A 14,029-nucleotide genomic window follows, 5' to 3' on the forward strand; every position below is an offset into this window, starting at 1 on the left:
GGCTCGCTTCGAGACAAGGAGACATTCGCATGTGCAGCGTCTATATCAACGCGGACCCGATTCTCTACGAATCGCGCACGCGGGCGATCCGGATACACGGCGTGGTGACCACCGTGCGCCTGGAGAACCTGTTCTGGGAAGTGCTGCAGGAAATCGCCAACCGGGAGGACATGACCACCAGCCAGTTCGCCGCCAAGCTGCATGACGAGCTGCTGGACCTGCGCGGCGACGAGCCGATCAACTTCGCGTCGTTCCTGCGGGTGTGCTGCATGCGGTATCTGTCGGTCAGCCGCGAGCGTGGCGAGCGCCAGCCGGCGGCCGACGACGTGCCTCCCGGCCTGGCCCGGCTCAAGGTGGTCGAAGCCGGGCGATAAGAACCGACCGAGCCGCCGCGCCGCGGGGGAAGCCGGCGCGGCGGCGGATCGATCAGGACTGCTGCGCCATCGGGCGCCGTGCCTGGCGCACCGCCAGCCACACGGCCGAGATCAGGAAGTACGCGGCGCCCACGCCGGCGTAGCCCGCCACCTTGGCGATGGCCGGCGGCGCGGCCGCCTCGGCCTGCACGATGAACAGCACGCCGGCCAGCGCCGATTGCGCGCCGCTCAGCACCATCGGCCATTGCGCGCCGAAGCCCTTCCAGCGGCGCAACGCCGTGCCGAGCTGGAGCAGGCCCGACACGATGGCCCACAGGCCGAACGCGCGCAGCACCCAATCCGGGCCGATCGTCAACGCCACGGCCACCGCCACGGTGGTGATCGTGCTGATCAGCACGTTGAGCGTCTGGGTGCGGTTGTCGGCCATGCCGCCGCTGCGCGACAGGTCGAGGTAGTTGGCCAGCGCGTCCCAGGCCGGATAGACCACCAGCAGGATCGCCGCGAGCCCGGCCGATTGACGGCCGAGCGTGAAGGCCAGCGCCACCCAGACGATCGAAAACGCCGCCCGAACGAAGTAATACTGCTTGAGCCAGCGCTCGGCGCTGGCGGCGGTGGGTTCCGTGTAACGATCGATCATGTCGACTCCTTGCTTCGAGAATGACGGGCCGGCGCGCGACATGGCCGAAAGCCATGCGGCGCCGATGACGGAACAAGCATCGCATCGCCCGCGCGCGGGCGGCATCGGTCGAATAACCGATCCGGCCCGTTGGCCCCTCGCGTATAGTGGGCGTTCCCTCGCGCGCGTGATTCAGTTAGCGTGTCCCTTTTCCGCCGATGCCTGCCGTTTTCCCTCCGATGACCGACGATCCCGCCCGCCTCGCGCCGTTGCGCGTGTTCGATGCCCTGAAGGCGCTCGCCTTCGTCGGCGACCTCAGCATGGGCCAGCCGACCGACCACTCGCCGCGCTCGGCCTGGCTGGCCGGGCGGCTGGCGCAGGCGGCGGGGCTCGACGCGGCGGGCTGCGCGACGGCGCGCGAGACCTCGCTGCTGCGCTGGTCGGGCTGCACGGCGAACGCGGCCGGCTTCGCCGAGACGTTCGGCGACGACATCGCCGTGCGTGCCACCATCCTCGAAGCCCGCCCCGGCTGGCGCGCGCCGCTGGAGGCGGCGGGCGGCGCGGGCACGGCGCTGGTGCCGCTGGCGCAGATCCACTGCGAGGTGTCGGGCGAGGTGGCGCGCATGCTGGGCCTGTCGCGCGATACGGAAATGGCCTCGCGCCACATCTTCGAAACCTGGGACGGCAACGGCCTGCCGTCGCATCTGGCCGGCGAGGCGGTGCCGATGCCGGTCATGATCGTCTCGCTGGCGGGCGACCTGGAGATCTACCACCGCGTGTACGGCGTCGAGACGGCGCTGGCCATGCTCGCGCAGCACGCCGAGTCGCGTTACCCGCGCGCGCTCGTCGAGCTGGCGGCGCGCGAGGCGGCCGGCTGGCTCGCCACGCTGGAGCGCGCCGCGCCGGGCGAGCTGGACGCCGGGCTGCTGACGCCATCGATGGAGCAGGCGGCCTCGGCCGAGCTGATCGCCGACGTCATCGATCTGAAGCTGCCGTGGATGACGGGCTTCTCGCGCACCGTGGCGGCCACCGCCGCCGCCTGCTGCGCGCGGCTGACGCCCGATGCGGCCGCGCACGAGCGGGTCTACCGGGCCGGGCTGATTCACGGGATCGGGCGCGCCTCGGTGCCGAACAGCGTGTGGAACCTGCCGGGGCCGCTGCCCGAAAGCGCCTGGGAAAAGGTGCGGCTCGCGCCGTACTGGACCTCGCGCGCCGGCCGGCAGGCGGGCGTGCTCGGCGACGCGGCCGAACTGGCCGCGCACGCTTACGAGCGGCTCGACGGTTCCGGGTATTTCCGTGGCGCGCGCGGCGTGGCGCTGACGCTGGAGGCACGCGTGCTGGCGGCGGCGGTGGCGTGGGTGGCATGGCGCTCGGCGCGGCCGTGGCGCGCGGCGCTGCCCGACGACGCGGCGGCGCAGCAGATGCGCGAGGCGGTGGCGGCCGGCCGGTTCGACGGTGCGGTGGTCGAGGCGCTGATGATCGATGGCGGCGCGCTCAAGCGGCCCGCCAGCCCGGTCGGGAGCGGTGCGCAGCAGGCCGTGCCGTTGTCGGCGCGCGAGCTGGACGTGCTGCGGGCGATTTCGCGCGGCGCGAGCAACAAGGAAGCGGCGCGCGCCCTGACCTTGAGCCCGAGCACGGTGCGCACGCACGTCGAGAGCGTATTCCGCAAGCTCGACTGCTCGACGCGTGCGGCGGCCACGCTCAAGGCCTCGGTGATGGGGCTGATCTGAGCGGGCCGCTGCGCGAAACGTTTAGAACGGCTTGGTCGGCAGGTACTTGCCGTCCAGCGTGATCACCGCGCGCGACCCGCCTTCCGGGTCGTCCACTTTCTTGATGTCGAGCTTGAAATTGATCGCGCTGATGATGCCGTCGCCGAACTGTTCGTGCACCAGCGCCTTCAGCGTCGAACCGTAGACCTGCACCATCTCGTAGAAGCGGTAGATGGTCGGATCGGTCGGCACGCCGCCGGGAATGCTGCCGCGCAGCGGGATGGTCTGAAGCTGGCGCACGTCGTCGTCGTCGAGATCGAGCCTGGCGGCCACCACGCGTGCGGCGTCGGCCGGCAGCGGGTGCTGGCCGAGCAGGGCGGCGGTCACGAAGGCGAGGCTCAGGCCGGTGCCTTCGCAAATCTGCTCGAAGCTCAGGTTCTTGCGGCTCTTCGCGTCGATGATCCGGTCGGTCAGCGCTTGGCGCGGGGCCTGGGTGATGTGCGATTGCGTCATGTCGATGCTCCTTGGGGTCGAGGTCGGGAGAAAAACGGGCGGAAAGCGAGGGGTCAGGCCGCGGGGCGGGCGTCGATGGCGCGCAGCGCGCGGGTGTCGGGGAACGCGGCCAGCGACACGAAGCGGCGCGTCGCGCCGTCGTACGCGTCGATCGAGCCGGTTTCGATGTCGTACACCCAGCCGTGCAGCGCGAGCCGCCCCTGGTCGAGCGCCAGCCGCACCGACGGATGCGTGCCGAGATTGGCCAACTGGGCGATCACGTTCTCGCGCACCATCGCATCGACGCGCTCGTGCGGGCTCGCGTGGTCGCGCACCTCGTTGACGACACGCGCCGAATCGGCGTAACGGAGCCAGTTGCGCACGGCCGGCATGTGATCGAGGCAGGCGCAATTGGCGATGGCCGTCATCGCGCCGCAATCGGAATGGCCGCAGATCACCACGTCGGTCACGCCGAGCGCCGCCACCGCGTATTCGACCGAGGCCGTCACGCCGCCCGGCTCGGGGCCGTAGGGCGGCACGATATTGCCGGCGTTGCGGATCACGAACAGGTCGCCCGGCTCGCGCTGCGTGACCAGCTCGGGCACCAGGCGGCTGTCCGAGCACGAGATGAACAGCGTGCGCGGATGCTGGCTGGTGGCGAGCCGCCGGAACAGGTCGGAGCGCTGCGGAAACACGTCGCGCTGGAATTTCAGGAAGCCGTCGATGATCTCTTGCATGTCTCGCTCCGTCGGGAGGTCGTGAACCGGTGCAGCCATCATGCGACGGGCCAGTTATAGCGTCCAAGACCAGTTTATTATCGAAGTCATTGGTATTGCCAATAGTTGCCGGCGCGGGCCGGCACGCTTCGAGGGCGCGTCATGCTGCTTCGTCATATCCGGTATTTCCTGGCGGTTGCGGAACATCGCAACTTCACGCGCGCCGCGCAGGCGCTGCATGTGTCCCAGCCGACGCTGTCGCAGCAGATCCGGCAACTGGAGGACACGCTCGGCGTGCCCTTGCTCGACCGTTCCGGGCGCACCGTCCGCCTGACCGATGCCGGCGCGGCCTACGTGCATTTCGCGCAGCGCGCGTTGCAGGATCTGGAGGCGGGGCGGCGCGCGATTCACGACGTGGGCGAGTTGAGCCGCGGCCGCTTGCGGCTCGGCATGACGCCCACCTTCACCACCTATCTGATCGGGCCGCTGCTGGCGCGCTATCACGCGCTATATCCGAACCTCACGCTCGACGTGATGGAGATGCCGCAGGAGCGCATGGAGGCCTTGCTGAACGAGGACGCGCTCGATGTCGGCATTGCGTTCGCCGAAACCGATTCGCCCGACATCGAGGCCGTTGCGCTGTTCGTCGAGGCGCTGGCCGTGGTGGTGGGCAAGGCGCATCCGCATGCGAAGCGGCGCAAGCCGCTGACGCTCGATGCGTTCGCGCGCGAATCCCTGGTGCTGCTGAACGGCGAATTCGCCACGCGCCATTACGTCGACCGCTATTGCCGCCAGCACGGCGTGGCGCCGCGCATCGCGATGGAGGTCAATTCGATCAGCGCGGCGATCGACATCGTGCAGCGCACCGGGTTGGCCACGCTGCTGCCGGCCGAGGTGGCGCGCGAGCATCGCGAGCTGTGCCGGGTGGAACTGACGCCGGCGCTGCCGCAACGCACGGCGGCCTTGCTGCTGCGCAAGGATGCCTATCGGAGCGCGGCGGCGCGCGCATTCGTTGCGTTGGCGCTGGAGACGCGAGCCGAGCGCGCTGCGCCCGAATAGGCGTCATCATTTTTGAAACAGCGGCCGACTTTGTTCGGTCATTTTGCTTTCTATTTCTTCGCGAATACTTCACAATCCCGCCGCGCGTGTTTCATTGCAATCGGATTATTTGATAAATGGAAATGATTCGTGCGTTTATATAGTGAAATCATGGAATAACAAAATGAGAGTATTGACATTCCGAGGGCGGGCATGGGTATTGGGCTGCACCGCATTGCCGTATCGCCACGACGTCACCGCCCGGCCGGCGCGCTGACGCATTTCCCCTCGCACGGCCTCCTTCGCGCTTCATTGAAAGCAATTCGTCAGGCGCCGATGCAACGCCTGTCTTGCAACACGGCGAAACTTTGCCACGGCGATCGGCATTGACCTCTCGCGGCCCGTGTCACGGAATTTTCACGATCGACGGTCTTAATCGCTGGCGTGTTCTTAATGGCTTGGTCATGCTTGGCAACAACGCCTCGCAAAGCAGCGCCGTGTCGCGTCGAGGTCGGTTCGGGGGTAAACCGGCATCCGGCGTGGACGATGCGCACGATACGATTGGGTAGAAATCTGTTTGACGATTCGAAGAAATGACATGCCTCGCAACGCAATAAAATATCGATTCGTGGCCCGACAGCCCATCCTCGACGCCTCGGATCAAATCGTCGCCTACGAGCTGCTTTACCGTGGCGGGGAGGAGAACCGGGCACCGGCGAACGTCGATTCGGCCGAAACGGTGTCGGTGATCGAATCGGCGGTGGCCAACTTCGGCATCGAGAACCTGGCCGACGGCAAGAACTGCTTCATCAATTGCACCGACGCGCTGCTCAACTCCGAGGCGATCCGCGTGCTCGATCCGGCGCACTACGTGCTCGAGGTGCTGGAGGACAGCACGCTGGACGACCAGGTGATCGAGAACTGCCGGGTGTTGCGTGCGATGGGCTTTCGCATCGCGCTCGACGACGTCAGCAAGATCGACGAGCGCGTCGAGCGGGCGCTGCCGATCGCCGATATCGTCAAGATCGACTGGTCGATCACCACCGAATCGCGGCGCGCCGAACTGGCCGCCTTCTTCAAGCGCAAGAACAAGACCATCCTGGCCGAGAAGGTCGAGGATTACGCCGCGTTTCGCGAGGCGAGCGCGATCGGCGCAACGCTGTTCCAGGGGTATTACTTTTCGCGGCCCGAAATGCGCCGCGTGCGCTCGGTGCCGCCCGACTTCGGCTCGGTGCTGTCGACCATGGGCCTGATCGCCGACGACGCGCCGATCGAGCAACTGGTGGGCTCGATCGCCAACGCGCCCTCGCTGCTGGTGCATCTGCTGCGCCTGGCCTCGGCCGCGGCCAACAACGTGCGCGTCAGGCCGCAGGAAATCGGCTCGATTTCCACTGCCGTGCGAGTGGCCGGATCGGCGCGCCTGATGAAGTGGTGCACATTCCTGATTTATCACGGCGACCTGACCGAGCGCGATCATCCGTTCACGTTCCTGGCCGAGCAGCGCGCCGAGATCATGGCGGAATACATCGAGCGCGGTAATCCGGGCGACGAGCATCTGGTGCGCATGGCGCATATGGCCGGCGCGCTGTCCCTGCTCGACGTGCTGTATTCCACGGATCGCGAGGAGTTCTGGAAAAGCCTGCCGGTGGCGCCGGCCATCAAATCGGCGATTTCCCATTTCGACGGGCCGATTGGCGAGGCATTGGCTTTTGCGATGACGTTCGAGAATGCGGACGTGAATTGAGCGGCAATAAGGCCGGGGTGGTGTCGAGCCGTTGTACTGGATTGTGGGTACAGGCGCGGCGAGACATTTGTAATACAATTCGCGCTCCGCTTGCCGCACCACCCGCCGTAGCCGTGCCAGCTCGGCGTGCCAAGGGGCAATGACGGATTCGCTCGGATCATTCCATCCGATTTCACGAATTCCGTTGCCTGCGCCAATGCAGGCAATGCCAGCCTTTTTCATTCGAAATGAACGTCACCACGTCAGACGATTGCACGGGTATTTTGGCGGACCATCCGTTAGCACGCGCTTTCATCGTATTCGGCTATCGGGATGGTACGTTTTCAACGATTCCGAATAATTTCTTCAAGAACTGGATCGACGAGGAAGCGACCGAGGGCTCGTTTCATATCGAGAAGGGCTCGGGCTTCGGCGTCGGCTCGCTTGCCAAATACGACGGCAATGCTCAAACCCTGCGCATCGGCAAATACGTGGCCGGCGGCCAGCGCGTGCGCTTTCTGCTGAACGGGCAGCACGACACGCGCAGCATTTCGATGACGATGTTCAGCGTTTTCGGCACCGGCATGCTGAACCCGCCGCCGCCGCAATATGCGGATACCGAAGTGCACAACGACGTGTGGATCGGCGACGAGGCGATGATCCTCGGCGGCAGCGTGATCCAGAGCGGCTGCGTGATCGGCGCACGCTCGCTGGTGCCGCCCAATTTCCGCTCCGAGCCGTATGCGATCTATGCCGGCTCGCCGGCGCGGCTGATCAAGTTCCGCTTCGCCGAGCCGGTGCGCGAGGCGCTGTTCGAGCTGGCCTGGTGGGACATGCCGCTGCAATGGATCAAGCAGCACAACGAAGCGTTCCTGGTGGACCTGACGGCCGACGAAGGCCACGCGCTCGAAGTGCTGGCCGAATTGAAGCGCATCAAGTTTGCTGAACAGCGCGCCAACCGACGCCCCTGATTCGCCGCGTTTTCCCCGCTGTTTCCGCTGCTTCCCCCCGCATTTTTGATTTCCTCTGTATCGCGTCCACACCGCGATACAGAGCGATACAAACGACGTTCCCGGCTCCGCTATAAATCCGTCCAGACGCTCGACGCACCGCCCACGGCCCAGGCCCGCGGGCATGTCGAGCCGATCAGGTTGGGGCCGCGCCCGCATCGGAGCGGCTTTCCAGGGATAAGCCAGCACATCAGGAGCAGGGAACATGTCGGATTCCGTCAATTTTCGCCGCCGCCGCATTCTCGGTACGACGCTCGCGGGCGTCGGCCTCGTCGATTTCGGCTTCAGCAGCCTCGCCCGGGCGCAAACGCCGGCCGCAACATCGGGCGCGGCGACGTCCGGCGGCGGCGCCAGCTTCACCGAGATCCGTCAGATTCGCGCCGGCGTGCTCGACGTCGGCTATGTCGACGTCGGCCCGCGCACCGGCCCGGTGGCGATCCTGCTGCACGGCTGGCCGTACGACATCCAGTCCTATGCCGAGGTCGCGCCGCGCCTCGTGGCGGCCGGCTACCGCGTGATCGTGCCGTACCTGCGCGGCTACGGCTCGACGCGCATCGTCTCCGCCGACACGCCGCGCAACGGCCAGCAGGCCGCGATCGCCGCCGACGTGGTCGCGTTGATGGACGCGCTGAAGATCGACAAGGCGGTGTTCGGCGGCTACGACTGGGGCGCCCGCACGGCCGACATCATCGCGGCGTTGTGGCCCGAGCGCGTGGTGGCGCTGGTGTCGGTCAGCGGCTACCTGATCGGCAGCCAGGCCGCGAACCGCGCGCCGCTGCCGCCGCAGGCCGAATTCCAGTGGTGGTACCAGTTCTACTTCACGACCGAGCGCGGCGAACTCGGCTACGCGGCGAACCGCGACGCGTTCAACCGCCTGATCTGGCAACTGGCCTCGCCGAAGTGGCGGTTCGACGACGCCACCTACGAACGCACGGCCGCGTCGTTTCGCAATCCCGACCATGTCGCCGTGGTGATCCACAACTACCGCTGGCGGCTCGGCCTCGCGCAGGGCGAGGCCCAATACGACGCGCTCGAACAGCGGCTCGCCGCGCTGCCGCCGATCGCCGTGCCGACCATCACGCTCGAAGGCGACGCGAACGGCGCGCCGCATCCGGCGCCGGCCGCCTATGCGAAGAAGTTCACGGGCAAGTACCGCCACCGCACGCTCGACGGCGGCATCGGCCACAACCTGCCGCAGGAAGCGCCGCAGGCGTTCGCCGACGCGATGCTGCAAGTGGTGGCGTTGTGACGGGCGCGCAGCGTTGGCTGGCGGTGGTGCTGCTCGGCGGTGCGTCCTTGGCGTCGGCCGCCGATGCGCCGCCGCCGCCGCCGAACGCCTCGCCGATCTACGGCGTGACGATCCCGCCCGGCTACCGCAAGTGGGAGATGATCGCGCCGGCCGAGGAGCCCGCGCCGCTCGACGAGCTGCGCGTGGTGCTCGGCAATCCGCGGGCGGTGGCCGCGCTGGAGAAATCGACGCTGCCGTTTCCGGACGGCACGATCCTCGTCAAGCTCGCCTACAAGCGCAAGCAGTCCGAAGAATCGCCCACGGCGACGGTGGCCGGCCGGGCGACCACGGTGCAGGTGATGGTCAAGGATTCGAAGCGCTATGCGGCCACCGGCGGCTGGGGCTTCGGCCGCTTCGTCAACGGCGTGCCGGTGGACGCGGCGCAGCACCAGACCTGCTTCGCGTGCCATCAGGCTTTAGTGAGGAATCACGACTACGTGTTCACGCGCCTGGCGCCGTGAGGGCGAGGCCGCCGGCCACAAGGCCGGCATCTGTAACAGCCTTGTCGCTTCGGTAACGAACGGCATCGGGCGTGGACCGGCGCACGCGGCCACGGCACAATGGCGGCTGGTTCACACGCTACCTATGGAGTCCCCATGAAAAAACTGATGATTGCCCTGTCCTGTCTCGGTCTGTTCGCTGCCGCCGGCACGGCCAATGCGGCCGGGTGCCTGAAGGGCGCGGCGGTGGGCGGCGTGGCCGGCCACGTTGCGGGCCACCACGCGGTGCTCGGTGCGGCCGCCGGCTGCGCGATCGGCCATCATCACGCGGCGAAGAAGGCCAAGGAAGCCAGCGCGGCGGCCGCGCCCGCGCCTTCGCACTGAGCGACGGCAGCAGCAACAGCGGCGTAGCGCCCACACGGCGCGGCGTGCCCGATCGAGGGTGCGCCGCGCCGTGTTGCTTTTTGCGGTGCCCGTCAGGCGCCGCCTGACGCTCAACTGCTCAACACCTGCGTCTGGATCGTGTGCGAGTTGTTCGCCACGCTCAGTTGCACGCGCTTGGCGATCGGGTTCGCCGGCGCGGTGCCGTCGCTGTTGAGCGGTTTCACCTTGGTGTAGACCACCGAGAACGCATCGGCCGTGACGGTGGCGGAGGCGTAGCCTTGCGCGTCGTGATCGGCGTAGGCCAGGTCGGGATTGAACTGTTGCAGCGCGGCGTCGAACGTCGCGCCGTTCGTCACGCCGAGCAGCGGCAGCAGGGCGGCGTACTGCGTGCCTTGCGTCTGCTGCTGGATGTAGCTGTAGAACGACGAACTGCTGATCCCGGCCGACACGAAATCCACCAGCACCGGGGTGCCCGTGGCCGGGTTCGGCACGTCGCGCACCACGCCGGCCTGGAACGCGTGCAGGTCGCCGGTGATCGCCACCACGTTCTGCACGTTGGCCTGCTTCAGGTAGCCGAGCACGTCGGCCTTGTGGCTCGGATAACCGTCCCACGAATCGCAATTCATGATGTAGTTGAACGCCGCCGAGGTCGGCACGCCCGGCACCGTGGTCAGGTCGATCCACAGGCGGTTCAGCATCACTTCGTTGCCCCACACCTTCCACGCAGCGGTCGAGCCGGACATCTTCTGCTTGAACCATTGCGTCTGCGTCGGGCCGAGGATCGACGGTGCGCGGCCGAGCGCTGCGGTATCGAGCGCTTCGGCGGCGCTCAACGCGTTCTGCGTCACGAAATAGCGCACGCCCACCGAGCTGGTGGTGCTCGCGTCGGGCAGGCCGAGCTGGCTCGCGGCCGGCCCGCCGATCTGCTCGCTCATCACGTGCTGGTCGCGGAACAGGCGCTCGTCGGTCATCACCAGGTCCATCAGGTTGCCGTAGCTGAAGCTGCGGTAAATGCTGATGTTCGTGTAGGCCGGATTGCTCTGGTCGAACTGCACGTCGCTCCAGTCGATCGGCATGTATTCGGCCCAGGCCTGGCTCGCGCTGCGGCGGCGCGAGGTCTGCTGCGCGTTCGCGTTGGTGTAGGTCTGATGATCCTGCCAGCAGTCGTCGGAGAATTCGTGGTCGTCCCAGATCGGGATCATCGCGAAGCGCTGGTGCACCGCCTGCAGGCGCGCATCGGCGCGGTAGGTGCGATACAGCGTGCGGTAGTCGTCGAGGCTGTTCGCATAGATGCCCGCGCCACCCGGCAGCGCGATGCCGTCCGGCAGCGTGATCTGCGTATGGGCCGGCTCGGCCGCGCCGGTCTGGAACGACGCGCCGACCGTCTCGTAGATGTAGTCGCCCAGATGCACCACGAAATCCAGGTCGCTTTCGGCCGCGATCAGCGACAGCGCCTGCCAGTGGTTGACCGTCCAGTCCTGGCACGTGAACCAGGCGAAGCGCACCTTCGACACGCTCGAACCGGCCGCCGGCGCGGTCTTGGCGGTGCCGGCCGCGCTGATGTCGCCGCCCGCCACGAAGCGGTAGTAATAGGTGGATGCGGCGGCCAGGCCCGTCACCTTGGCGCGCACGGTGTAGTCGAAATCGGACAGCGCCTGCAACGCGACCTGCGCGGCCAGCGTCGAGAAATCGGCCTGGGTGGACACCTGAAGCTGCAGGCCGACCGGCGCGCTCGCGCCGGACTTGGCGACGGCGCGCGTCCAGAACACGATGCTGTCGCCGCGCGGGTCGCCGCTCGCGACACCTTGCGGGAAGCTGTAGACGCCGGCGACGGGCGCGGTGCTCGCGCCGGTGTTGGGCGTGGCGGGCGCATCGTCGTCGGACGAGCACGCGGCGAGCGTGCCGCTGGCCGCGGCGATGGTGAAAAACGCGGAGGAACGGAGAAAGTGGCGGCGGTTCATTCGTTGGCTTCCTTTTGTTATCGGGAATGGCACCGCGACGATAAAGAGCGAGTTTGACGTGCAGGTGAATACCGGCGAAATGCATCGCGAATAGAAGAAACTGTCGAATCGATTGAAGCGCGTGCGTGAACGATTATGTCGGATGCGATCGATCAATCTCGATGCTGCGTCATTCATATCAAAATAAATCGAATTCGATTCGGGGTTCGCAAGAGTGTGGAATATGGTGGAGTATTCCTGCCGTGTGCGGCATGACCTCATTCGTGGATTATCTTTCGCTTGCCGCATATCGAGGCTGGTTGCATTGAAGCAATCGTCGATATGAAGAGGGCAGTGAATATTCCACGAAAAGGATCAGCGCCATGAGCAATAACGGAAATGCAACGGCACCGTCTGCGGGTTATCTGACGGATTACAAGCTGAACGGCCAGCAACGCAAGGGCGTGAAATTCAGCGCCGGTTCGCTCGCGTATTTCGAGCACTACGATATCGTCGTGGAAGGGGTGGCGTATCAGGATCCCGAGAAAATCGACGCGGCAAACATCATCCTGGTGCCGGCTAACGAGGATATCGCCTGGAATAGCCGGATCGGCGTGTATGGCGCGAACGGAACCGGAGAGAGTCAGGTGCTTTTCCAGGACGGCGCGGTGTTCCGTCCCGGTGCCGGGCATATCGACAATGGCGGCGAGCTGACGCGCATCGTGTTTGATTCGGGCAATGTCGGGCGCTATACCCATTATTCGGCCGACGTCGACGGCACCGAATATGGCGGCCTGACGATCGTTCCTGAAAAGAACGCGGTCGAATTGCCGGTGAAGGTCAAGGAGAACGCCAAGATCGAGATATTCGGGCGCAGCGAATCCGACAAGAAGGTTTCGGTATTCGATGGCCGCTCCGAAGCCGAGCCGCTGCACGGCGCGGTGGTGTTTCATGGCCACACGTCCACTTGCGTGATGTTCATGAAGGGCGATCTGGAGAAGTTCGCGCCCGGCTACAAGCTTCGCTATGAAAACGACCAATCGACGGTCGAGGCGCGGCGTCTGTCGCCGACGCATATTCGCTTCGAAACGGTCGGCCGCAACATCGTCACCGAAGTGCAGCTTTACGCGTTGACGGCCGACGGCGCGGAAGACCGGCTGCTGTTCAAGGGCCGCTACAACAAGGACGAAGCAGTAAAGTTCGACCACAACGACTGACCCGCGGCGGTTCGCCGTCGAACCGCCCAGCCCCCCGCGCGTGGCCCGGCACCGGTCGATCCGGGCCGGGCCACGCCGGTTTTCACCCCCCGCGCTTGCGCTCGGCCGGCAGCCCCAGCATCTGCGGCAGCCGCTCCCCGAGAAAATCGATGAACGTGCGCAGCCGCGCCGACAACTGGTTGCGTTCGAGATAGACCGCGTAAATATCGGCGTTCGGCAGCGTCCAGTCGGTCAGCAGCGGCACCAGCGAGCCGTCGCGCAGCCGCGCCTCGGTTTCCCATTGCGAGCGGATCGCGATGCCGTGGCCGTCGAGCGCCCACTTGAGGACGGCCGCGCCGTCGTTGCTGCTGAGTGGCCCGCGCACCTTGATGCTTTCTTCCTGGCTGCCGCGCGTGAAGTGCCAGTTGCCGTAGGTCGAATCGTTTTCGCGCAGGATCAGGCAGGCGTGCTGCGCAAGCTCGCGCGGCGTGCGCGGCAGGCCGCGCCGCGCCAGATAGGCGGGCGCGGCGCAGACGAGGCGCCGGTTGCGCACCAGCCGCCGCGCGTTGATGCGCGCCTCGGGCACGTCGCCGAAGCGGATGCCGACATCGAACGCATGTTCCTGCAGGCTCATCGGCCGGTCGGTCAGTTGCAACTGGATTTCCATCGACGGATGCCGCAACGCGAACTCCGACACGGCCGGCGCGACCCAGGTGCGCCCGAAGCCGAACGAGGCGTTCACGCGCAGCAGCCCGGCCGGCTCGGCGCGGCTGCGGCTGACCTGCTGTTCGAGTTCGGCCAGCTCGGCGAGGATGCGCGTGCCGCTGTTCACATACAGCTCGCCCTCGGTCGTTACGCTGATCTGCCGCGTGGTGCGGTTCAGCAGCCGCACGCCGAGCCGCGCCTCGATCTGCTTGAGACGCTTGCTGACCGACGGCGGCGTGACGCCCAGCTCGCGCGCCGCTGCCGTCAGGCTGCCCTGGCGCACCACCAGCTCGAACAGCGCGAGATCCGAGATCGCGTCCATTGTTTCCCTCAAGTTAATACCGGTTTGCTTTTGCCGATACCTTGGCGTTCAGGGCATCAATTAGACTACAAAAAAC

At 66.5% G+C, this 14,029-nt stretch carries 14 protein-coding genes; 9 read left to right on the plus strand and 5 right to left on the minus strand.

The features are described 5' to 3' along the window. Positions 1 to 29: 29 nt before the first annotated feature. Positions 30 to 374, plus strand: coding sequence for a ribbon-helix-helix domain-containing protein (locus tag AB4850_RS06470; protein WP_414441778.1), 345 nt, complete (start codon positions 30 to 32; stop codon positions 372 to 374). 52 nt (positions 375 to 426) lie between these two features. Here AB4850_RS06470 and AB4850_RS06475 read toward each other — a convergent pair whose 3' ends face one another. Continuing rightward, entirely contained in the window at positions 427 to 1,011 is a 585-nt protein-coding gene (locus AB4850_RS06475) for a DUF308 domain-containing protein (RefSeq protein ID WP_414441779.1), read from the minus strand. A gap of 218 nt (positions 1,012 to 1,229) precedes the next feature. Here AB4850_RS06475 and AB4850_RS06480 point away from each other — a divergent pair, with 218 nt between their 5' ends. Continuing rightward, positions 1,230 to 2,720 carry an HD domain-containing phosphohydrolase gene (locus AB4850_RS06480; RefSeq protein WP_414441780.1) on the plus strand — a complete coding sequence of 497 codons (1,491 nt, stop codon included), beginning with the start codon at positions 1,230 to 1,232 and terminating at the stop codon, positions 2,718 to 2,720. A gap of 21 nt (positions 2,721 to 2,741) precedes the next feature. On the opposite strand, the gene cynS is transcribed toward AB4850_RS06480, so the two are convergent. Next, positions 2,742 to 3,212: a cyanase gene (cynS, locus tag AB4850_RS06485; RefSeq protein WP_414441781.1), complete on the minus strand. Its 471-nt coding sequence runs from the start codon at positions 3,210 to 3,212 to the stop codon at positions 2,742 to 2,744. Between the two features lie 53 nt (positions 3,213 to 3,265). Then, positions 3,266 to 3,928, minus strand: a complete 663-nt coding sequence (locus AB4850_RS06490) for a carbonic anhydrase (RefSeq protein ID WP_414441782.1) — start codon at positions 3,926 to 3,928, stop codon at positions 3,266 to 3,268. Between the two features lie 141 nt (positions 3,929 to 4,069). Here AB4850_RS06490 and cynR point away from each other — a divergent pair, with 141 nt between their 5' ends. From cynR to AB4850_RS06520, 6 genes are all read left to right on the plus strand, one after another. Next, positions 4,070 to 4,966 (plus strand): transcriptional regulator CynR, encoded by an 897-nt coding sequence (gene cynR / locus AB4850_RS06495; RefSeq protein WP_414441783.1) that lies wholly within the window; start codon positions 4,070 to 4,072, stop codon positions 4,964 to 4,966. 607 nt (positions 4,967 to 5,573) lie between these two features. After that, complete coding sequence (locus tag AB4850_RS06500; RefSeq protein WP_414441784.1) at positions 5,574 to 6,689, plus strand: EAL and HDOD domain-containing protein; 1,116 nt, start codon at positions 5,574 to 5,576, stop codon at positions 6,687 to 6,689. A gap of 227 nt (positions 6,690 to 6,916) precedes the next feature. Further along, positions 6,917 to 7,639 (plus strand): acetyltransferase, encoded by a 723-nt coding sequence (locus tag AB4850_RS06505; protein ID WP_414441785.1) that lies wholly within the window; start codon positions 6,917 to 6,919, stop codon positions 7,637 to 7,639. A 244-nt stretch (positions 7,640 to 7,883) separates the two neighbouring features. Next, a complete protein-coding gene (locus AB4850_RS06510) occupies positions 7,884 to 8,927 on the plus strand; it encodes an alpha/beta fold hydrolase (protein ID WP_414441786.1) in 1,044 nt (347 codons plus the stop codon). Further along, positions 8,924 to 9,427, plus strand: a complete 504-nt coding sequence (locus AB4850_RS06515) for a cytochrome P460 family protein (RefSeq protein ID WP_414441787.1) — start codon at positions 8,924 to 8,926, stop codon at positions 9,425 to 9,427. Before AB4850_RS06510 ends, AB4850_RS06515 begins: the two co-directional genes overlap by 4 nt. 135 nt (positions 9,428 to 9,562) lie before the next feature. After that, the gene (locus AB4850_RS06520; protein WP_414441788.1) at positions 9,563 to 9,790 is read left to right on the plus strand and encodes a hypothetical protein; all 228 of its coding nucleotides are present in this window, start codon (positions 9,563 to 9,565) and stop codon (positions 9,788 to 9,790) included. 110 nt (positions 9,791 to 9,900) lie between these two features. Here AB4850_RS06520 and AB4850_RS06525 read toward each other — a convergent pair whose 3' ends face one another. Continuing rightward, complete coding sequence (locus AB4850_RS06525; protein WP_414441789.1) at positions 9,901 to 11,751, minus strand: alkaline phosphatase D family protein; 1,851 nt, start codon at positions 11,749 to 11,751, stop codon at positions 9,901 to 9,903. A 362-nt stretch (positions 11,752 to 12,113) separates the two neighbouring features. Here AB4850_RS06525 and AB4850_RS06530 point away from each other — a divergent pair, with 362 nt between their 5' ends. Further along, a complete protein-coding gene (locus AB4850_RS06530) occupies positions 12,114 to 12,947 on the plus strand; it encodes a hypothetical protein (RefSeq protein ID WP_414441790.1) in 834 nt (277 codons plus the stop codon). 82 nt (positions 12,948 to 13,029) lie between these two features. Here the strand turns inward: AB4850_RS06530 and AB4850_RS06535 are convergent, their stop codons facing one another. After that, a complete protein-coding gene (locus AB4850_RS06535) occupies positions 13,030 to 13,953 on the minus strand; it encodes a LysR family transcriptional regulator (protein ID WP_414441791.1) in 924 nt (307 codons plus the stop codon). Positions 13,954 to 14,029 lie beyond the last annotated feature (76 nt).

Origin of the sequence: Burkholderia sp. 22PA0106, from assembly GCF_047497155.1 — a bacterium.
GTDB lineage: Bacteria > Pseudomonadota > Gammaproteobacteria > Burkholderiales > Burkholderiaceae > Burkholderia.